18 protein-coding genes are annotated in these 20383 nt (G+C 43.5%); 5 read left to right on the top strand and 13 right to left on the bottom strand.

Features of this window, described 5'->3' with window-relative positions:
• Positions 1-271: 271 nt before the first annotated feature.
• The gene (rlmE, locus tag P6910_RS04745; RefSeq protein ID WP_317145137.1) at positions 272-892 is read right to left on the bottom strand and encodes a 23S rRNA (uridine(2552)-2'-O)-methyltransferase RlmE; all 621 of its coding nucleotides are present in this window, start codon (positions 890-892) and stop codon (positions 272-274) included.
• Positions 893-1154: 262 nt separating this feature from the next.
• On the opposite strand from rlmE, the gene yhbY reads away from it, so the two are divergent.
• Positions 1155-1460, top strand: coding sequence for a ribosome assembly RNA-binding protein YhbY (gene yhbY / locus P6910_RS04740; protein WP_317145136.1), 306 nt, complete (start codon positions 1155-1157; stop codon positions 1458-1460).
• A 485-nt stretch (positions 1461-1945) separates the two neighbouring features.
• Here the strand turns inward: yhbY and P6910_RS04735 are convergent, their stop codons facing one another.
• Both P6910_RS04735 and P6910_RS26690 read right to left on the bottom strand, forming a co-directional pair.
• A complete protein-coding gene (locus P6910_RS04735) occupies positions 1946-2581 on the bottom strand; it encodes a hypothetical protein (protein ID WP_317145135.1) in 636 nt (211 codons plus the stop codon).
• Positions 2582-3232: 651 nt separating this feature from the next.
• On the bottom strand, positions 3233-3721 hold the full coding sequence (locus P6910_RS26690; protein WP_410493876.1) for a CPBP family intramembrane glutamic endopeptidase: 489 nt from the start codon (positions 3719-3721) through the stop codon (positions 3233-3235).
• Positions 3722-4163: 442 nt separating this feature from the next.
• On the opposite strand from P6910_RS26690, the gene P6910_RS04730 reads away from it, so the two are divergent.
• Positions 4164-4592: a hypothetical protein gene (locus tag P6910_RS04730; protein WP_317145134.1), complete on the top strand. Its 429-nt coding sequence runs from the start codon at positions 4164-4166 to the stop codon at positions 4590-4592.
• 555 nt (positions 4593-5147) lie between these two features.
• Here P6910_RS04730 and P6910_RS04725 read toward each other — a convergent pair.
• The 10 genes from P6910_RS04725 to P6910_RS04680 form a co-directional block, all read right to left on the bottom strand.
• On the bottom strand, positions 5148-6206 hold the full coding sequence (locus P6910_RS04725) for a hypothetical protein (protein WP_317145133.1): 1059 nt from the start codon (positions 6204-6206) through the stop codon (positions 5148-5150).
• Between the two features lie 174 nt (positions 6207-6380).
• On the bottom strand, positions 6381-6947 hold the full coding sequence (locus P6910_RS04720) for a hypothetical protein (protein ID WP_317145132.1): 567 nt from the start codon (positions 6945-6947) through the stop codon (positions 6381-6383).
• A gap of 214 nt (positions 6948-7161) precedes the next feature.
• Positions 7162-8232 carry an SPFH domain-containing protein gene (locus P6910_RS04715; protein ID WP_317145131.1) on the bottom strand — a complete coding sequence of 357 codons (1071 nt, stop codon included), beginning with the start codon at positions 8230-8232 and terminating at the stop codon, positions 7162-7164.
• 445 nt (positions 8233-8677) lie between these two features.
• A complete protein-coding gene (locus P6910_RS04710; RefSeq protein ID WP_317145130.1) occupies positions 8678-9517 on the bottom strand; it encodes a hypothetical protein in 840 nt (279 codons plus the stop codon).
• Between the two features lie 221 nt (positions 9518-9738).
• Positions 9739-10215, bottom strand: coding sequence for a transcription elongation factor GreA (greA, locus tag P6910_RS04705; RefSeq protein WP_317145129.1), 477 nt, complete (start codon positions 10213-10215; stop codon positions 9739-9741).
• Complete coding sequence (carB, locus tag P6910_RS04700) at positions 10212-13433, bottom strand: carbamoyl-phosphate synthase large subunit (protein ID WP_317145128.1); 3222 nt, start codon at positions 13431-13433, stop codon at positions 10212-10214. The genes greA and carB overlap by 4 nt, the downstream gene beginning before the upstream one ends.
• A 94-nt stretch (positions 13434-13527) precedes the next feature.
• Complete coding sequence (carA, locus tag P6910_RS04695; protein WP_317145127.1) at positions 13528-14682, bottom strand: glutamine-hydrolyzing carbamoyl-phosphate synthase small subunit; 1155 nt, start codon at positions 14680-14682, stop codon at positions 13528-13530.
• 416 nt (positions 14683-15098) lie between these two features.
• Positions 15099-16103 carry a hypothetical protein gene (locus tag P6910_RS04690; RefSeq protein ID WP_317145126.1) on the bottom strand — a complete coding sequence of 335 codons (1005 nt, stop codon included), beginning with the start codon at positions 16101-16103 and terminating at the stop codon, positions 15099-15101.
• 376 nt (positions 16104-16479) lie between these two features.
• On the bottom strand, positions 16480-16911 hold the full coding sequence (locus P6910_RS04685) for a hypothetical protein (protein WP_317145125.1): 432 nt from the start codon (positions 16909-16911) through the stop codon (positions 16480-16482).
• Positions 16912-16935: 24 nt separating this feature from the next.
• Complete coding sequence (locus P6910_RS04680) at positions 16936-17403, bottom strand: hypothetical protein (protein ID WP_317145124.1); 468 nt, start codon at positions 17401-17403, stop codon at positions 16936-16938.
• Between the two features lie 430 nt (positions 17404-17833).
• Here P6910_RS04680 and P6910_RS04675 point away from each other — a divergent pair, with 430 nt between their 5' ends.
• From P6910_RS04675 to P6910_RS04665, 3 genes are read left to right on the top strand one after another with little or no spacing between them, the layout of a single operon-like run.
• Complete coding sequence (locus P6910_RS04675) at positions 17834-18280, top strand: hypothetical protein (RefSeq protein ID WP_317145123.1); 447 nt, start codon at positions 17834-17836, stop codon at positions 18278-18280.
• Entirely contained in the window at positions 18277-18747 is a 471-nt protein-coding gene (locus P6910_RS04670; RefSeq protein WP_317145122.1) for a hypothetical protein, read from the top strand. Before P6910_RS04675 ends, P6910_RS04670 begins: the two co-directional genes overlap by 4 nt.
• Positions 18690-20327: a hypothetical protein gene (locus P6910_RS04665; RefSeq protein WP_317145121.1), complete on the top strand. Its 1638-nt coding sequence runs from the start codon at positions 18690-18692 to the stop codon at positions 20325-20327. The genes P6910_RS04670 and P6910_RS04665 overlap by 58 nt, the downstream gene beginning before the upstream one ends.
• The last annotated feature ends 56 nt before the right edge of the window (positions 20328-20383 follow it).

The raw sequence follows: 20383 nt of genomic DNA, 5'->3' as shown, positions 1-20383 counted from the left end.
TTTTAAGGGCATAATTACCGGCTCTGCTTTCTCTTATGGTTAATTCGCACCTTCTACCATACACGAATGGTAGTGAGGGTGACAGTCATCAGCTGGCTATTGGGCAGATAGAAAGAATCTATGATGCCGACTGGTCTGCTTGAAACTGCACTGCGACAAGGTTTTTCTCGTTTACCTGACGGGTTGTGAGGTTTCTGTCAAGATTCGATAGCGCTTAACCATCACCCTTGAACAAACAAAACATTGCAACGTCCAGGTTAAAGCAATGTTCTCAGGATACAAAATTTCTGGCCAGCAGAAACACCTCTCTGGATCGTGCTCTTGAGGAGCCGGGTTTTCGGGTAATCACTTTATGGAATGAGGTTTTCATATCCTTGTGATACTCCTGATACCCTTCACCCTGAAATGTTTTGGTCAGGAAAGAGCCATTTTTCTTCAGCACCTGTCTGGCCAAATCCAGAGCCAGCTCAGCCAAGTACATAGCTCTGGGCTGATCAACCGCCAGTGTACCACTCATATTGGGGGCCATATCTGAAATTACAAGGTCTACTTTATCACTTCCGATCGTCTTGAGTATTTTTTCCAGTACAGCGTCCTCGGTAAAATCGCCCTGAATAAAATCAACTCCGGCGATGGGGTTCATGGGAAGAATATCTGAAGCCACCACACGACCCTTATCCCCTACCATTTCGATAGCTACCTGAGACCAGCCGCCAGGAGCCGCCCCCAGATCGACCACTTTCATCCCCGGCCTGATCAGCTTGTCCTTCTCCTGGATTTCGATCAGCTTATAGCTGGCCCGGGATCGATAGCCGTCTTCCTGTGAACGCTTTACGTATTCGTCTTCAAAGTGCTCCTGCAGCCAGCGGGCACTGCTTTTGGATCTGGCCATTTCTACCTTACACTACCTACCTTAAAAAGCATTATTCATGACTACTGGACTTGTGAGCCATAGAGAATAAAGTACAATGATGAACTTTTGATCAACAGTTTCCAACCCGGTTTTTCCCTATCTTACAAAAACCGGGCAGCGAGCCGCCGATTCAGGTCTGTAAAATACAACCTTGTTTATCGCGCATCAGGAACCTGTTGCCCGGTTGCCATGGCTGTAGGCAATCGGCTTACTGGATATTCAGCCTCAGGATTCTGAAATCATGAGCATTAGTTCTGAAAAAAAGAGACACTTCCGTTCCCTCGGCCACAAACTGAAACCTGTCGTAATGGTAGCGGGCAACGGTCTGAGTGATGGCGTTATTGAAGAGACACTGCGCGCCCTGCACGATCACGAGCTGATCAAGGTGAAGTTTGCAGTGGGTGACCGTGAAGTCAAGAAAGAAGCTATTGCCGAGCTGTGCAACCAGACTCAGGCAGAACTGATTCAGACCATTGGTAACATTGCTCTTATCTTCAAAGAGAACAAAGACGCCAAGCCCAACCTGTCTAATGTCAAAAGCTTCTGACGTTTGAGGGTGCCTGGGTTTGAGGCACCCTGACCAGTTCTTTTTCTATAAAAAGTTCAGCGCATTCAATACTTGGTTTTGCCTTGAAGCAGCAATCCGGCGTCGACCGAAAAGTTAAGCTCAAACTGTCTGACGTGCTCGGACCCCGAATGCTTTTAGTGCTTAAGCTGTTGGTAGCGAATGAAGTGGTTGATCCAATAAAAATACGACGGTTTATTTTTATAGCTATAGCGTTTCACTCTCAGGGGTTGCGTACTTCAGTCGTAAATAGGAGATGGCATGGTAAACTCAACAACTGTTACTTTGCACAATATCCATAAAGACAATGCCAGCAACGCGGTCCTATGCGGAGCAGATCATAACTTCCGGCTGATCCTTCAGGTTCAACCAGCCAAGGGAGAGGTTCCCTTGGTTGACTCGACTGGGTGCTGGAGATTAGAGACCTCCGGCTGCCCGATTTATGTTGATTTTGACTATTAGTCAGATTACTTCTGATAACTTTCAAAATGAGCTTTAGCTTTTAGATATTCCATACCTCCCGGGAAGCCTTTATTTTTGTCTGGGGGTAATAGTAAAAGCTCTCGTAAAACTTCATTGTTTTTTCTTTTCCATTTAATTTCATACCTTGGCAATATAAGTGACAAGAAGTCCCCCGACTCCTTTGTAAAGCCAAACCAACGGCCTGTAGCCCAACACAAATCATCACTCAAGCCCGCAAATAGCGAACATCTTAAACATTCATGTTTTATTCTATTGAATATAGGGAAGGGACCAAAGAATCCGGTCAAATAAAGATTTTCAGGCAAATCAAAACTAAAAAAGATGCAATCTCCTCCGTATGCAGAATTTATTTCTGAAACAAAATCAATATCCATATAGCGATCTTCAAAAAAGTCGGTAGATAATTCTTCAGGCAATTGCTGTATATGATGAAGATCTATTCTGCTTCCTTGATGATCTTCCAGATAAATTTTATTCTCAGATTTATTACCTTGTTGTATGATTTCTTGCCTTGTCGTTTCGCTTAGCTTTAAAATCAGATAACCTTTTTCACATTGGTCAGGAGAAGCCTTAACTGCGCTGACTACTGCAAGAAATAATAAAAAGAAAAAGTAATACATTTTTGATACCTTCCTCAACCAACATAACGAGCCTGTAGAAAAAAGACTTCCAAGACTAGTCTCTCCAAGAGACTCACTTTAATATTAATTTAATCCTGCTTCAGTCATTCAGTTATATCAGAGCGGCTTTGTCAGATTAAGCACTTGCAATACTCTCTCTCAAAAGACCGAAAGCCCATCGAGAGGATCTCAAAGCACTGGAAAGCAGAAGGCGGTGTGAGGGGAAACAGAGCTTCCTGACTTCTGATAGAGAGTGTTTCAAATGCACAATCCGGTTCAGCAGCTCCTGGAGATAACAGCTTTTGTGGTGGCTTTTCTACGAAATCGTTAATACGTGTTTTGACAAAATTTAAGGCACTCTCTCCATTATGCTGAAGCACTAAATCCATCAGGCAACAAGAAAGCTGTAGATTGTGGTTATGAACCGGATAAGGTTGAGTAATTTATTGAAAGAGATAGCGAAGGTAGAACAGTGTCAGGTGCAATCAAGTACTGGCAGACTTATCAGCTCATTGCAATAAAATGCATTTAAAAATCAACTATGGCATCAACAGCTGATTATTCAGCAATCCCGGGGTTCTAGTGTACGCGGTCTTTGACCATAGCATTTACGATAGTACAACACTGCTTACGCAGACGACAGGTGCACTTTTATCTTTGAAGGTAATGTGCAAAAGCAAGACAGAGAAGATTATGTGTCACATGACTGGTGATTACAGCGATTGAACCATGATGGTTATATATATATGAATAGTAAAAACCTGACACTGTAGCACTAACAACTTGGACAGGTGACCTGACTGGGTTTAATAAATGACAAAGTCCGAAAAAAATATTTGTAAAACATAAAGAGAGATCACTGCCAATACAACGTTGGTTGACAAATAAAATACCAATTGATGATAGGGGACGGCATAATCTTCGGCATAAAACATAATTCAGCATTGGCTGCAAATAAAAGCGAAAAAAGACTTCTTCCATGGTCGACCCAACAACAAGGCCTAAACCCCTGATAAAAACAGGCTGACTTGTTATACACTCGCATTCTCTTTCATCTATTGGAAGAAATATAGAAGCTATCGGGACTAGAATGCAAGTGGAAAAAGTAAATTCAATGGTACCACCGATCACACCTATCATTATCTGTCTGCTTATGATACTTACTGAAGACTCTGGTTCCTCTTCATAGACAGAGCTTGCGATTAATGGGCACAGCAACAGTGTAATAAGGAAAAAAGTTTTCATTAGCAGCTATTGGAGGAGATAAATTTTCACTTGCAAACACTATAGCTGAAATTCTGAACGCACCCGCGGTAAATGAAAGAAGAGCATCCATTGTAACGGGTGAGTCAGGTTTACTATCTTGTATACCCTAGCTTTCACGAATATCAAAATTAATCATACAAGTTGATTGTGACCCGGTTCTTTTAAAATTCATTGAAAAAATATTAGAAAAATTGACCTCTTTAACTTCACACAATCCAGAATATCATGATGAGTTAATCAACTTATCTTTGGAGTCTTTAAAGAATCAGGATGTATAGAAGACGCAGATGAAACAAAAATTTCAGAGTCAGCGGCAATGTATAAAGAAGCAATGGGCGAGCTACATTGCCTTTCATCTCAAAGTCGATTAGAGGAATTTAAATCTGCTTTAAGTGAATGCCGCATACAAGCCGTAGAGGCAAACTATTTCTCAAGAGAAGTCATGGATAATCTGATTAAAATACTGGTAGAGGAAGATCTCGAAGTCGCTTACTCCAACATTTCTAACGTATTTGAATATACTGTTGACTTCTATTTAATGAATCCGTTCAACGGTTTAGTTCAAGGCATGGAAAGCACTAGCAGCCTGTCGGACTTAAGCGTCCGTAGCGAGGATTGCAAGAAATTGAGGATAAAAATCTCTGTTTCTGAGGAGAATAGCGAGCTATTTGACGAAGAAACAGGGATTTTTAGACCAATTTATTGCAACCGCAGTAGGACAGTCTTAAGTCCGACAGGCTGCTAGATACATTAGAGGCATTCCACTGGCTGAAGATGCAATTTGTGCTTATTCATCTCTCTTATCAGAGAAAGACCACACTGGCACTTGTAAAAGAAACGAATTATTTGAGCATTTATATCAACTAAATCAATCCAAAAATTTAATTGAAATTGGATTTTTTTCTCGTAGATCTAAATCAGACATAAAAGATACAACTCCATCTTGTGAAGATTTAGCCAAAGTTAGTTTTCTTGAGCCAGAGTCAGCTATCAATATTTTAAGATTAATTTTGGCACACATTACTGAGGAAGAATCTGTAATTCTAGCTTCTCGATCTAATGATATTGATCACAGCTTGAGTGAAAACACTTTTTATAATGATCAAGATAGAAAAAAATTATGGATATAATCAGAGCCGCAGAGAGTTAATAGGGCTGAATATCGAGTCAATGACACTTAATCTTAAATGACCGGTCTCCAGTAGAACACGAGATGACAACTTAGCTCGTGAGCCTACATCGATTTTATCGGGAGAAAATCATTACATTTTAGGAAACCAGCGATTTAAAGGTTTATGCTTCAAAGCTCATCATTAACGAGAACAGCCCCCATAGATGATAACTCATCAGGTGTAAATCGATGAAAGACGTCAGGTGTTAAACTTTTTGTCAATTCCTTAAGCAAAACAGGGTAACCAAGCGTTTCTCTTAAATCGTTGAGCATTAATTGCTGGTCACTAAATTCACTCCCAGGTTGACCCTGTTCAATAGTATTTGCCTGCCAACCATGATCTTTTAATATTGCTCCACTGTGAAAAAATTTCTTCGCACCTGAGAAAAACAATGTAACACCCCCAGAAAAAACGTGACTGTCTTTTCCTATGTATGTGTTTAAAGAGAAATAACGTACAAGTAAAGCTGACTCGAACACATAAACCGCGTCGTTAGTACCGGGTATAATATCCAAATGTAGTTGTTCGATATCAGGAAAATGACGTCGTAATAAAGCAATAACATGAGGCGTATTCTTATGCAAAATTCCAGAAAGCGACGCTTCTTTTTTAGAAGCGTCAATCATTACTTTAATTCTCGATATATACTTTGAAAACCCATCTTTTATAAAAATTTGATCCATAGGAATGCCAAGATCTGAAACGACTTCTGGAAAAGCCATTGTCAAATGCTTATTCTTTAATTTATCTATAGTTTTATTAATATATGAAATTGAAAATCCTGAATCTTCCATTACATGCTTAACATCGCGAGTATTCGGGAACACGACCATCCCATCATTAAAGAGTACGAGTGAATACTCAGTTATATCCTTTGAAAACGTTCTATTTTGATCGCGTACAACTAAAAATAACCTTTCTGTAGATTTGCCATTACTTAGCCTATTGGTCAAAGATCTAATCTCTAAGTAAGCTGATTTTATAGAAGCGTTTATTTTCTTCTCTTTCAATGGACGTTTTTCGATATTAGCCAGAATTTTTTTAGCTTTTTCTTCGATAGACAGAGGTTCTTCAGTGCAGATGGCCTCTGACCTGTAGCCTTTGTAATTATCACTTACAAGACACGGGTATGAATAACGTGAGAACGCCAGAGAAAGAATTAATAATAAGTAAGCTTTATTTTTCATAGGTTAGCATCCTTTCAATTTCTTTGATCATACATCCTTTGACCAGAACTTTTGTAAAAAGTTCCCTTCTTTAATATATCAATAAGCTAATAGAATCGTAGTGAACCACATCAAGATACATGCCACCTGACAATGAATCCGGCATTACCTGTCCCCATAAACCGATTTAATGGGTTAACTGCTTGAATTGACTGCGCATTCGTATGTTATTTTCACACTATTTGAAGGTGTCGTATCATCCACAACTGTCAGGGTAAGTGCATTATTTTCGATAATAAATGTTATTGAGTAAGTAATTTGATTGTTTACTTTAATAGTCGAACGGTAGGTCCTATCCGGAACTATTGTTATAAACCCCGCTTCGCAAGCTGGGTTACTGCATCTACAAATAGCGTTCCTACCTTGTATCGAAACTTTATACATTTCAAAAACACCTGCACTCATTTCAGAACCAGTTAAATAAAGCAACCCTTTGTCCGATTCAATTTCATTCCTTAAGAAAACTTTGACCATTCGGCCAGCATCAGACTGCCAGCCATCTTTGTTTGCAATATAAAATGTGCGTCCCTCACTGGTTTGAACTTTTTCTCCATCTTCATAATCAAGAAAATCAATCCATTCCGGAATATTGAATTCAAGCCAACCAGATTTATAAACAAGCTTAGGGTTTATAAACCGTTCATTTGAAAGTGCAACATGACAAAAACATAGAGCAAAAAAAAAGAAGTAATATTTTTTCATATTCGATACTCTACTAATTGAAAAATCATCAGTTTAGCAGCTTTACCGATTTTCATGAGCGTTTTCCCTAGTGCTCTATACCCGTTAAAAGTTGCATAAGCATTGGCGTTGCCATTAAGGCGTGAACTACTCGCCCCTAAAGGAGCGAGCTTCCAATACTGTAGATGCCGTTCCTTTCTTTTCCAGCGTTAGCTGGCACTAAAATATACTTGCGTTAATTTGCAAACTTTCTTATTTTTTCTGAGTCAATGAGGCCTGGATATACAGTTTTAGGAATATTTTCTCCAAAATATATCAGTTTAGAGTTGTTATTTCTCCAAAACGCCTCTGCCTGTTTTAGCTGAACATATAAAGGTGTAATGAGCCTTTCATTGGCTATTGCCTCTTGCAGCGTAGCATTGGCACGAGCTTCACCACTAACTTGTATTACATAGGCTTCAGCTTCACCCTTTTGCCTGAGTATAAACGCCTCTGCTTCAGCGTCTTCACGTAATTGATGGATTCTAACAGCCACTCGAATCTTCTCTAATTCCATTTTATTTTTTTCTTCAGCAAGTTTTTTTTCATTTTCTATTTCAGCTACCATTTTATCTGTATGAGCTTTTTTTGATCGTTCCAACTGTTCGGTTTCAGCTTCCTTTAACTTCCTGGCTTGAATTTGTGAAACAGCCACAAGCTTGCTTTTCTCTTCCACAATAACTTCGTAGTTTTTTCTTATGTTTCCTGGAAGAACCGGCTTAGAAACAACCACTTTATTTATTTTTAATTTAGAATTACTTTTCTCTTGCTCTTCAACCAAGTGTTGTAACAAAAAATCGTTTATAGTAGGAAACTTATCAATGTATATTTCCTGGGCTGTCATCGTCGTACACAGCTCTGTTACAGCCTGAATTGTAGGTTCTGTTATTAAGTAATGATCATAATCTTCTCCAAAATTTGAGACAACATTTAATACCTGGTCTTTATGGAGTTGATTATAAACGGCAATTCTAGGAAATTTGATTGTGAGACCATCCATAGTACCACATGCTATATCCTCAATAATATCTATCTGTGGCCTTACATTTATTCGCATTCCTTTGGTAACAGGCCATGTGAATAATCTGTGTATTCCCGGCTCATAAACTTCCTTATAAAATCCACCTCTGAAAAAAATACCAACACTTCCTTCTGGTACTGTATAGGTAAAAGGCATCCAACTGTATAGCCAGTGAACTGAAATCTCATCAGAAAGGGTAGATTCAACAAAAAGTAACGAAAATATCAAGGCAGCTATTTTTTTCATAAGCCAAGTTCCTAAAAGTTTTGAATTTTCAGCTACAAGATAGCAAAGCTGACATGAGGTATCGGATTATTTTAAAAATAAAAAGTACGCTTCTAACTGTCTTCATTTTACAAACACACCCAATCCAAAGCTAACAGTATAGGCATAACACTGCCTTCTGATTATTTATCGGAAGTCGAGAAGGGAATATTGCAATAACAGTTAAAGGGAAAGCCTGATTTTTTTGATGTTGTTCTTGTTAGCAGGAGTGTCCTGAAGATGCTTTGAGCTAATGAAGTAATAAAGGCTTTTAAGTCTGCTGAACGATAGGTTTCCACAAGGATCATTGAGAGAAAATGAGCGAAGAATTGTCAGTCAAATATCGGATACTCTTACGGTTCTGAAGCTAAAGGATTTGAAGGTGTGAGTAGCTGATCATCTCACACCTTCGAGTTCCGGGAGCCAATTAGAGCAAGCAGGCCAGAAGTGTGATGCCGACAACGGCAAGCACAATACCTAAAACAATCTTCAGTTTACGAGCTTTTTTAGCGGACTTTTGCGCTGAATCGAGAGAATCCCCGGCACCTTTGACATTCTCACTGCTTCGAGTGATATTATCTTCAATCCGGCTCACCTCCTCACCCTGTTTATAAACCAGACCTTGCAGGGTTTTCATCATCCCACACACATCAGCAACCTCTTTTTCTATTTGGATTATCTGCTGATGTTGATCGCGTAACTGGCTCAATTCATCAAATTTAATATCTAGCAGCACCTTCTGTAGACTGTCGGCAGCCTCGTGGACATGGTTATCAGCTTCAGATGAAGCATCAAGCAGATGAGCCGCAGTATTTAGTTTTTGAAGAATTTTATCCGCCTCAGGATTATCCTGAAGCTTTATTCTGGCATCGTTTAGCAGGTCTGCGGTTTTCTGTTTCATCGCCAAGAGATCCTGCCCGGTATGTGCCCGAGAGCAGTCACTTTTGAGACTCTCAAGTCTGGCTGCCAGATCGTTGCCATTACTCCCCGGCTGGGCAGGTTTTGAAGCCGGCCTGACAACACCTCTTTCTGAAGGCGGTCTGGCAATAGCACGCTCTGAAAACTGTCTGGTACTGTCTGAGCTTGAGCTTTGCTCAGGGTAGTGAGTGTGAGAAAAGTCGCCGGTTTTCATATAGCCATAAGCTCTTTTGAGCTTACCGACCGTGTGGCGCCCGAGTTTTGTGGCAGCACTTCCAATTTGCTCCAATTTATCGGCAATAGTTTTCTTACTAAATGGCACTGAGCCTGTCCGCAGTAAATCCATCATAACACTCCCTCCATGAATCCTTGTTGTGTTTTTTTTCTGAACACAAGAATGCAATCAATGGCTGGAAAGGTCACTAACAGGCTTGTCAGTTATGCTGACATAGCTATGAAAACCCATTGGCCAGGTACTTATACACAGAGGATGAGAGCTTCAGGGAGCGCAGAGGGCGGGAAACCAGCTTCTCTGCACAGGCCATCGACCCATGCAGAGAATCGTGATCATCAGATGTGCTTAACCTCATCGATCTCATATTCAACATTGCCGGAAGGTGTATTTACAACCACCACATCACCTTCTTCCTTACCTACCAGGGCACGGGCAATCGGTGAATTAACAGAGATCTTGTTATCCTTGATGTCTGCTTCATCATCCCCCACGATCTTGTACTCGACTTCATCGTCCGTATCCAGATTAACCAGTACAACTGTGGTACCAAAGATAACCTTACCGGTTTTCTTGATCGTAGTAATATCGATAACCTGAGCGTTGGATAACTTGCCCTCAATATCGTTGATACGACCCTCAGTAAAGCTCTGCTGTTCACGAGCTGCGTGATATTCAGCGTTTTCTTTCAAGTCCCCCAATTCCCGGGCCTCGGCAATCGCCTGGGAAATGCGTGGTCTTTCCACGGTTTTCAGTTGCGCCAACTCTTCACGGAGGGCTTTTTCGCCCTCCACTGTCATTGGATATCGATTCATCCAGTCTTACCTTCGTGTAAATCCTGAAGTCTTCTGACTGTTTTCTCCGAACCAAAGGCGATGGCCCGGGCAATGGCTTCCGCACCTGCCATGGTGGTGGTGTAGAGAACCTTTTTGGTCAGGGAAGATCGGCGGATTTTATAGGAATCTGCAATGGCCTGACGACCTTCGGTAGTGTTGACGACAAAGGCTATATCACCATTGACGATGCTGTCCACCATATTTGGTCGACCTTCCATCACCTTTTTGACCCGGGTCACGGGCAGACCGGCATCTTCGATCACCTGGGCAGTGCCGCTGGTAGCCACCAGCTCAAAACCGGTATCCATTAACAGACGGGCGATACCAGGCACCATGGGCTTATCCTGATCACGGACACTGATGATGACACGCCCACCTTCCGGCAGTGCCATATTTTCAGCCAGCTGAGCCTTGTAATAGGCTTCCGGGAAAGAAGCACCAACACCCATCACTTCACCGGTAGACTTCATTTCAGGGCCAAGAATCGGGTCCACACCCGGGAACTTATTGAACGGGAAGATGGCTTCTTTCACGCAGAAGTATGGAGGTACGATCTCTTTGGTAAACTCCAGCTCTTCCAGAGTTTTGCCCATCATGACACGAGCGGCAATCTTGGCCAAAGAGTGACCAATGCACTTGGACACAAAAGGCACTGTTCGGGATGCACGAGGGTTAACCTCGATCACGTAGAGTTCACCGTCCTGCAACGCCATCTGAACATTCATCAGACCGACTACACCCAGTTCCATAGCCATGGCTTTCACCTGCTCACGGATCTTGTTCTGGATGCGGGGACTCAGACTGTAGGGAGGCAGAGAGCAACCGGAATCACCAGAGTGAATGCCTGCCTGCTCAATGTGTTGCATAATGGCACCAATGACCACGCGCTCGCCGTCGCAAACTGCATCGACATCCACCTCTACGGCACGGTTCAGGAACAGATCCAGCAGCACCGGACTGTCATTGGAAACCTGAACAGCTTCCTTCATGTACTTCTGAAGCTCATCTTCGCCGGCCACGATTTCCATGGCACGACCACCCAGAACATAAGACGGACGCACAACCAGCGGATAGCCAATTTCCTTGGCTTTAGTTACAGCTTCTTCAGCACTGCGCACGGTGGCGTTTGCAGGCTGCAGCAGATCAAGCTTCTGGATCATGCCCTGGAAACGTTCACGATCTTCGGCACGGTCAATTGCATCCGGACTGGTACCGATAATAGGCACACCTTCAGCCTCCAGAGCACGAGCCAGCTTTAGAGGTGTCTGACCACCGTAGTGAACGATCACACCCTTGGGCTTTTCAGCATCAATAATGGCGAGAACATCTTCCAGAGTAACTGGTTCAAAGTACAGTCGGTCAGAAGTGTCATAATCAGTAGAAACCGTTTCGGGGTTACAGTTAACCATGATGGTTTCGTAACCATCTTCACGGGCAGCCATGGCGGCATGCACACAGCAGTAATCGAACTCGATACCCTGACCGATACGGTTTGGACCACCACCGATAACCATGATCTTTTCATTATCGGTTGGCACAGCTTCACACTCTTCCTCGTAGGTGGAGTACATGTAAGCTGTCGTGGAGGCAAATTCGGCCGCACAGGTGTCCACACGCTTGAAGACCGGCTTGATGTTCAGCTGGCGACGATGGTTACGCACTTCTGTTTCAGAGATGGTCATCACCTCTGCCAGACGTGCATCACTGAACCCCTTACGCTTGAGTCTGAACAGAGTGTCGGCATCCAGCGCAGACAGATCTTTGCCAACCAGGCTTTGCTCTTCTTTTACAATGTCTTCGATCTGGACGAGGAACCAATGATCGATCATGCAGCTGTTAAAGACTTCCTCACGCGTCATACCGGCACGAAAAGCGTCTGCCACGTAGTAAGGACGATCCGCTTTTGGAACAACCAGCTCTGCCTTGATCTTGTCGATAGCACCTTCATCAGAAACATCCAGCATTGGATTGAAACCGGTAGCTCCGGTTTCCAGACCACGAAGGGCTTTTTGCATGGACTCCTGGAAAGTACGACCAATGGCCATGACCTCACCCACCGATTTCATCTGGGTAGTGAGGCGGTCGTCAGCCTGAGGAAATTTCTCAAAGGCAAAACGGGGAATCTTGGTAACGACGTAATCGATGGTAGGCTCGAAAGAAGCCGGGACCACACCGCCGGTAATTTCGTTTCGCAGTTCATCCAGGGTGTACCCTACGGCCAACTTGGCTGCCACTTTGGCAATCGGGAAGCCAGTCGCTTTTGAAGCCAGAGCGGAAGAACGGGATACCCGGGGGTTCATTTCGATCACGACCATACGGCCGGTGTCCGGGCAAATACCGAACTGAACATTGGAACCACCGGTTTCAACACCAATCTCTCGCAGAACAGCAACAGAGGCATTACGCATGATCTGATATTCTTTATCAGTGAGCGTCTGGGAAGGTGCGACCGTGATCGAGTCACCGGTGTGAACGCCCATCGGATCAAAGTTCTCGATAGAGCAGACAATGATGCAGTTGTCATTGCGGTCACGGACCACTTCCATCTCATACTCTTTCCAGCCAATCAGGGATTCATCGATCAGTAGCTCACTGGTGGGTGACAGGTCCAGACCACGTTTACAGATCTCTTCAAATTCATCCTTGTTATAGGCAATACCACCACCGGACCCTCCCATGGTGAAAGAAGGACGAATGATACAGGGGAAGCCCACCTGATCCAGCACAACCTGAGCTTCTTCCATAGTGTGGGCAATGCCGGAGCGAGGTGTTTCCAGACCAATGTTCTTCATTGCCGTGTCGAACATCTCACGATCTTCAGCCTTGTCGATGGCATCACGGCTGGCGCCGATCATCTGGACATTATATTTTTCCAGAACTCCCTTATGGAACAGATCCAGAGCGCAGTTCAGAGCCGTCTGACCACCCATGGTAGGCAGCACCGCATCCGGACGTTCTTTCTCGATGATCTTGGCGACGGTTTCCCAGCGAATGGGCTCAATGTAAGTCGCGTCTGCCATACTGGGGTCGGTCATGATGGTGGCCGGGTTAGAGTTCACCAGAATGACACGATACCCTTCTTCTTTAAGGGCTTTACAGGCCTGGGCTCCGGAATAGTCAAATTCACAGGCCTGACCGATGATGATAGGACCCGCACCCAGGATCAGGATGCTTTCAATATCTGTACGTTTCGGCATCGTTGCTCTCGTAACTTGTCTCAGGCTTGCGGAGCTTTCCGCTCACGAAAGCCTGTTGAGTCTGTACTGTGTGTCTCTCTTTCAAGCGACCTGATCAGGATTTGGAAGCGGCTGTGTGCTCTTCCAGCATAGTGATAAACCGGTCAAACAGCACTGCTACATCGTGCGGCCCAGGGCTGGCTTCAGGGTGTCCCTGGAAACTGAAGGCGGGCCGATCTGTCAGCTCAATACCCTGAAGACTGCCATCAAACAGGGATTTGTGAGTAACCCGGATATTTTCAGGCAGATTCTCTTCAGCCACGGCAAAACCGTGATTCTGACTGGTAATCATTACGACACCGGAATCCAGATCCTGGACCGGATGGTTGGCCCCGTGGTGACCAAACTTCATCTTCATGGTGGCAGCACCACTGGCCAAACCCAGCAGCTGATGACCCAGACAAATACCAAAGACCGGGATACGGGTTTCCAGAATATCCTGAATGGCCTTGATGGCATAATCACAGGGCTCCGGATCACCGGGACCGTTGGACAGGAAAACACCGTCCGGACTCATGGCCAAAACCTCTTCCGCAGGAGTCTCTGCGGGTACAACCGTCAAACGACAACCACGCTGGGCCAGCATTCTGAGTATGTTGCGCTTTACACCAAAGTCATAAGCCACAACATGGAAAGGCTGCTCATCAACAGACTGGTGATCATCGGACTCCAGAGACCAGACACCTTCTTTCCATTCATAGGACTCCGAAACTGTCACTTCTCTGGCAAGGTCCATACCTTTCAGGCCGGGGAATGCCCGAGCCTTTTCCAGGGCTGTCGCTTCATCAATATGACCGTTTTCATCGGCCACCAGAATACAACCATTCTGGGCACCCTTTTCTCGCAGGATACGGGTCAGGCGACGGGTATCAATATCAGCAATGGCTACGATGTGATTAGTACGAAGGTACTCATCAAGAGGCATCCTGTTCCGCCAGTTGCTGGCGAGAAGGGGAAGATCTCGGATAACAAGGCCGGCAGCATGAATTTCAGTAGACTCTTCGTCTATGGGAGTAATGCCAGTATTACCAATATGGGGGTAGGTGAGAGTCACAATTTGACGGGAATAAGAAGGATCGGTGAGTATTTCCTGATAGCCAGTCATGGCTGTATTGAAAACGACCTCACCACTGGTTTCTCCATCGGATCCAATGGCAATGCCCCGAAAAAGACTTCCGTCTTCCAGAGCCAGTACGGCTGACTTAGTCAATGATTCCTCCCACATTCACCTCATGAAAATCATCTCATTCATGGGCAAAATGATTTTCTACGCTTAAGGCTGTTCGACCTGTTCCCAATCAGGTCAGCAAGGGTAAAACCTGATGGGCGAAGCTCTCAAGACAGTAACGTTATAACCCTGTTTCCTTAGAGAGCACGCTCAAAAAAAGCGAGAGGTAATTTGAATCACCGTCTCGCTTTTTTTATCCGACTTTTATCAGGAGTCTCAGGGGCACGCCAACTGCCTCAACAAATCTAATGCAAATTTTTCGCATTCAAACACAGTATTAATAAAAAGACAATATTTTTCTTCCGAAAAACAACTGAATTCAGAGCACTTATGAACGGGTTTTCTTATGGGAGCTCACGAGCCAATGAATCGAAGAGAAAAGCAGTTATGAATCAGGATCAGTCAAAGATCAGAATGATGTAGCAGAAAAACAATGTCAGATGAGTCACCCCCTGGAAAAGGTTACTTTTACCTGAGGAAAAGTTCACGATGGAAACCAGCAGCGTCAGAACCAGCAATAATGCATCGACATTATTCAAACCCAAAACAATGGTTTTGGAAGTCAGAACCCCGATCAGTAACACGGCAGGTATGGTCATACCAATGGTGGCCAGAGCCGACCCGAGACAGATATTGATAGAGCGCTGAAGATTATTGGCTCTTGCTGCTTTGATCGCCGCCATTCCTTCCGGAGAAAGCACCAGAATAGCCACAATCATTCCGCCCAGGTCTGAAGGCGCTCCCAGTTCAGAAATTCCATAATCCACAATCACTGCCAGCTTTTTCGACAGCAAAACAATGGGAACCATATAGCAGAGCAAAAGCAGGGTATGCGACGAGACAGACAACCTCTTTTCATCACTGTGATCAGAGGCTTCATTATCACCCACAAAATAGTGCCGGTGCCTCATAGCCTGCATTCCCAGAAAAGCCAGATAGAGGACAACATTCATAACAACAAGAAAGACTATTTGCTCAAGGGAGAAAGTACCTATGGAGGTTGACTCTGTAAAATTCGGCAGAATCAAACCCAACACAGAGAGAGGAACAAGAATCCCCAGAAAGGAGTTGGCACCCTGCAAATTAAACGTCTGCTCAACATGCCTGACCCCTCCCAGGAGCAGCGACAGTCCGACCAACCCATTCAGTACAATCATCAGGACAGAAAACATCACATCCCGACCCAGCGTTGGATTATGACTTCCGGTGAGCATCACGGCTGAAATCACAATGACTTCAATACTGATCACTGACAGGGTCAGTATCAGAGTGCCGTAAGGCTCACCCAACTGTTCAGCCAGACCATCAGCATGGCGAACCACGCCAAAGGAAGACCAGAGCATGACAACGAACAAAATCAAAAACAGACCCGCACTGACCCAGTTGGGAGATCCTGTCGTCAAAAAGCAGTTGCACAACGAATAGAACAATATTGATGCAGCAATACCTGAATAAAGGCCAGGCTCGGATTTTAACGCCAAAGGTAGTTTTCTCACTGCTCAAGCTACCCGAAAAAAATGTTTTTTGAATGTTATTAACACAAAAAAAGCAGTCACTTAGCCGCACATGGAGAATAGATGAGTTGTAAAAATCTCCCCAATCTTTCCGGCTTATTTTCCTGTAACTCTTTTATATTTCCCTGGGGAAGCTACTGGCTCTCCCAAAACTCCATTCTCCGGCGGATTATTAAACCTGACAGGAAAGGAGCATGCCCTTGAACATTTCAAACTGCATTCGAACAAGGACTACCGACAGAACAACTGCCCAGATACAAAGAGCCTATGTCATCGTTTCCAAAGCAGCATGCTTTTTCTCGTCTTCGCATTCTTTGAGATCTTTCTGAAGCCATTCACAAGAAGCTTCTTCTCCGGGTTCTGGTAACAACTCGCCGCCTTCCATCACCCAGGATGCTGGCACTTCAAACAGGGATACTGATACCCCGGAAGCATCGATCCCAAAAAAATGGGCAATATTGTTCTGCATTTCCAGGCTAAGTCGGTCGTTGATGTCTGATGTCCTGCCTTTGCGGACGTTAGCCTGCAAGTGAATAACAATACCTTTTTTCAATGGAATATTTTGATTAAAGAGCACATTTACAAGACTCTCAGGTGCACTGGTTAAACAACAGTGGGTATCCATAATGAGTTTTGACAAGGGTTGTCTTTTTGACATCTCTACCGCACCCGGGGTTGAAACATTGTACAGGGGCATGGTTGTTCTCCTGCAGGCTAAGGTTTAAAAGTTAATGGACGTGGAAAAGTGTCGTGAAAAGATTTTCGACTTTGCCAATCGGCCGATCATCTGAAGTGTGGCCAGTGGCCTTCTCGAGGAACGGATTCGGGTCTGAGTCAGCTTCAATAAATCTTGTTGTGCCTGAAAATCCATCGCCGTCAGCATGATCTCGTTTTTATTGCACCCGGTATACTTCATCCAAAGTTCACTGAATTCACTCATAAATGCATGACGAATGTCGTTGGGAAGATCGTTTTCCACGCCAATGGAAATGGTGGTCGCATTGCTCGGCCGGGCGGCTAAAAAAGCCTGTGAACGAGGCACTTCCACCCAGATCGGAAAGAGCTTGTAGTGTTTGCCGAAGTGATTCTGGTAGAGCCTGGTACAATCCTTTTCAAGCGTCTTCCTGAGTGTTGTGGCAATAGATCCATTCAATACCAGAATTGCCATTAAGACTCGTTGTTGAGACATAATTTTCTCCGGTTAACTTCTTCCTGCCCTCGAACCCGTTTGATTTTTCGCCAGCGTTGCTAAAAACGGTATAGCACACCTGCTGCGGAAATGGTGCCCCAAAGGAAGATCAAAGTATGATAACGAGCAGCACATAAAAAGGAATCCAAGCCTTGACTCCAAGACTGATGAAATACTGACAGAAGCCTATGGAATAGCCAAAAAGGGCTGGCTTGAATGGAGACTGAAGAGAGCAGGCGAATGGTCAGGCCCCCCACTCCGAATAAAGCGGCCACCCCACGTAGCATTCCGGGCAGAGCCTGCTGCTTGTAATCTCACCCGGCCTCTTTACCCGTAATTCTCCTATATTTCTCTCCCGGTGGAACTAATCACTCTCCCGAGACTCTAAAGTAATATTGGCACTTGAACCCGAGAGTAAAGGATTACGTTAATGAACATTACAAGCCATGCCATCAAGCTGATATTTGCATTACTCATAACGATGAGTTTTTGTGTCAACGCTGATATTACAGAACAAGAAGAACATTGCCTGAACGACGCACTGGCCGGTTATGATATTGAGCGCCTCACAGAGGTAGGAACCACGGCAGAAGAAGTCTTTCTTTTTTCTCAAAAAGCCCCAATGATCAATCCTGATGAGAATCACAGCTTTACCCAGCTCAACATTACCCCTGAAGTCGTTGCATCGTTTCATCCTGAAGCGGCTGATGACCCTATTTTTATAGATAAGATTCTACAGGCAGGGTTAAGCCCCCAAACGGCGAATGGAATCGTCTATTTCTGGCTAATTGGGCAGTTATCAACACGACAGAGCGAAATACAGCTATTAACGCTTTCTCAGCCAGTAACGGGAAATTGGTTCGGAGGTACATTATGATTAATAGTCATTTTCCAGTTCAACCCAGACTTACCAGTGAACTGCTAACACAAGAAAAAACAATTAAAGTAGAAGAAGGTGACCAGACTACTACTGATACCTTTGCCAGTCAGGAAAGCCATAATATAAGCAGAACCTTTAAGAATGATATTTGTGCAACTTCTGTCATAAACCAAGTACACAAACCGGAAAATACCCCGGAGAAATCTTTTCCTGAGCCCCCGACTAAACTAGAGCATTATTATGTTTCAACTAATGAAGGAATTACATGGCATGATCAAAAAAGAACAGCTTATGAAAGTTCGTCCGCAGAGGTACTTCCAAAAAAGGTAAAAAACAGTAAAGAGTCTTCTATTATCGAAAGTAGTGCTCTCCAGCAAGTTGGTTGTTTGATACCAAAGGACAAGCAATGGATATCTTTTCTTCAGGATTTTTCAGGCAGATACCGATTCATGCATCATCTATGAATAGAATCACCTCTTTACAAAGTAAAGCTGGAAAAGTTAAAGAAATCGTTTTTCTGGTAGAAAGTGGCCTAAGTACTCAGGGTTATGGAAATTTAAACCTGTATATAGAATTCTTAAGAAATTTTGTCAGACTTTCTCCTGGCACTTTACATCTAGTTCGCTTTTCTGGCTATGAACCTACTCTTAGCAATAAATTACCAAATCTTCTTTCTGGTTTACCTGCGCGTGACATTGATGAATCTATCATTCATGGGGATCACAAATTATCGTCACCAAAAATAAGACCGGATAAGATATTTGGTATTCCATACATCATAGAAGAGAGAATACCAACCCATCTTTTATCAAAAAACACACTACAAATTTACACCGTTTGGGACTCGTTTAAAACATCAACAAAAGCTCCATTATTTCAAATAACTAACTACAGATGGTTCAATGCAGCTACAAGGGAAATGCCCCTGGAAAACCAAGAAAATCATCTGCCCATTTATCCGTACGAGGTCAATAAAGATGCGTCAACACCAGAGTTAATGAAAAGGGATATAGCTAACAGCTTACAAAACCCAGTAATACAAGGTTATGATACTGATAAACTAGCTCAATTTTTTACCGAATTATTGCAATCGGCCAAAGAAAATAAAATATATTTAGCCCTTTCTTATCATGCCTGGGGAATGTCAAAACATGAGTATTACAATTACACAAATGCCGCTAAAGCGTGTTTTGGCGATAAGCCTATCATTATTATTGCACCACACAGCGAGAATATCAGCCTGCCTGAAAAAGAAAAAAAAGAACTCAGTGATACTGGCAATATACAGTTTTCAACTAATTATTCTCTGGATTTTACCACTGAGAAATCACTTATAGATAAGGTCACCGTATTTGAATTTACTTTTTTACCAAAGCGACTGTTTGAGTTGGTTTGTTATTTTTCCAACATCCCCATTTATGCACCGGGAGCCAGCACCGCTAATATTGCACAATGCTTAAATAAACCCTACCTTGGACTGGGCAGATGTGGTCATCAAATACCAACAACAGGCAACCCGAAACTCTTAGGCCGCTGGAAAGTAGCTAATGGTGCATTTCATTTGAATCCATTCCTTATGCAAGAGGTTAAATCGGCTCTGTTAACAATGAGCAAAGAGCAAATAGAATTATGTGACAGAAAAACTAAACATAATTTCTGGTATGACCCTGAGAATACCCATTTGGAACTCGATAAGATATGCGGAGCAGTCACCGACCATATCCTGAGATATACTGGGCTAATCCCAACGTTAATTCCGCATTTTTTTAATGGAACGGATACCTCAAAAATCCATGAATATACTGATCTCTCGGCTGATGATCGGCGAAGTTACTTTACCCGGTTATTAGACGAAGGTAGATTACCCGAGTTTTGCCAGTACGTCTGTGATAAATCAAGTGAAATAATGCTTGATTATATGTCTCAAACAACTAAGCCAGGAGATAGTTTTTATGAACTGGCCAAAGAATTACAACAAAAGGCATTGCATCCTGATAACAACATGATGTTGGAAGTATTAGAAAGAAATCTTCCGGACAACTGAAATCCGGCTCAGGCAAAAATACCCTGTTCGGGGGCTTTGAATAAATCTCCCCTTCA

The sequence above is a fragment of the Endozoicomonas sp. 8E genome (genome assembly GCF_032883915.1).
In the GTDB taxonomy this organism is placed as follows: Bacteria; Pseudomonadota; Gammaproteobacteria; order Pseudomonadales; family Endozoicomonadaceae; genus Endozoicomonas_A.
Note: the sequence above shows the minus strand (reverse complement) of the source record. Positions and strands in the feature narration are given on the sequence as shown.

Coding starts and splice junctions, on each gene's coding strand:
- rlmE (WP_317145137.1), bottom strand. CDS start 892: ATGGCCAGATCCAAAAGCAGTGCCCGCTGGCTGCAGGAGCACTTTGAA.
- yhbY (WP_317145136.1), top strand. CDS start 1,155: ATGAGCATTAGTTCTGAAAAAAAGAGACACTTCCGTTCCCTCGGCCAC.
- P6910_RS04735 (WP_317145135.1), bottom strand. CDS start 2,581: ATGTATTACTTTTTCTTTTTATTATTTCTTGCAGTAGTCAGCGCAGTT.
- P6910_RS26690 (WP_410493876.1), bottom strand. CDS start 3,721: ATGATAGGTGTGATCGGTGGTACCATTGAATTTACTTTTTCCACTTGC.
- P6910_RS04730 (WP_317145134.1), top strand. CDS start 4,164: ATGTATAAAGAAGCAATGGGCGAGCTACATTGCCTTTCATCTCAAAGT.
- P6910_RS04725 (WP_317145133.1), bottom strand. CDS start 6,206: ATGAAAAATAAAGCTTACTTATTATTAATTCTTTCTCTGGCGTTCTCA.
- P6910_RS04720 (WP_317145132.1), bottom strand. CDS start 6,947: ATGAAAAAATATTACTTCTTTTTTTTTGCTCTATGTTTTTGTCATGTT.
- P6910_RS04715 (WP_317145131.1), bottom strand. CDS start 8,232: ATGAAAAAAATAGCTGCCTTGATATTTTCGTTACTTTTTGTTGAATCT.
- P6910_RS04710 (WP_317145130.1), bottom strand. CDS start 9,517: ATGATGGATTTACTGCGGACAGGCTCAGTGCCATTTAGTAAGAAAACT.
- greA (WP_317145129.1), bottom strand. CDS start 10,215: ATGAATCGATATCCAATGACAGTGGAGGGCGAAAAAGCCCTCCGTGAA.
- carB (WP_317145128.1), bottom strand. CDS start 13,433: ATGCCGAAACGTACAGATATTGAAAGCATCCTGATCCTGGGTGCGGGT.
- P6910_RS04685 (WP_317145125.1), bottom strand. CDS start 16,911: ATGCCCCTGTACAATGTTTCAACCCCGGGTGCGGTAGAGATGTCAAAA.
- P6910_RS04680 (WP_317145124.1), bottom strand. CDS start 17,403: ATGTCTCAACAACGAGTCTTAATGGCAATTCTGGTATTGAATGGATCT.
- P6910_RS04675 (WP_317145123.1), top strand. CDS start 17,834: ATGAACATTACAAGCCATGCCATCAAGCTGATATTTGCATTACTCATA.
- P6910_RS04670 (WP_317145122.1), top strand. CDS start 18,277: ATGATTAATAGTCATTTTCCAGTTCAACCCAGACTTACCAGTGAACTG.
- P6910_RS04665 (WP_317145121.1), top strand. CDS start 18,690: ATGGATATCTTTTCTTCAGGATTTTTCAGGCAGATACCGATTCATGCA.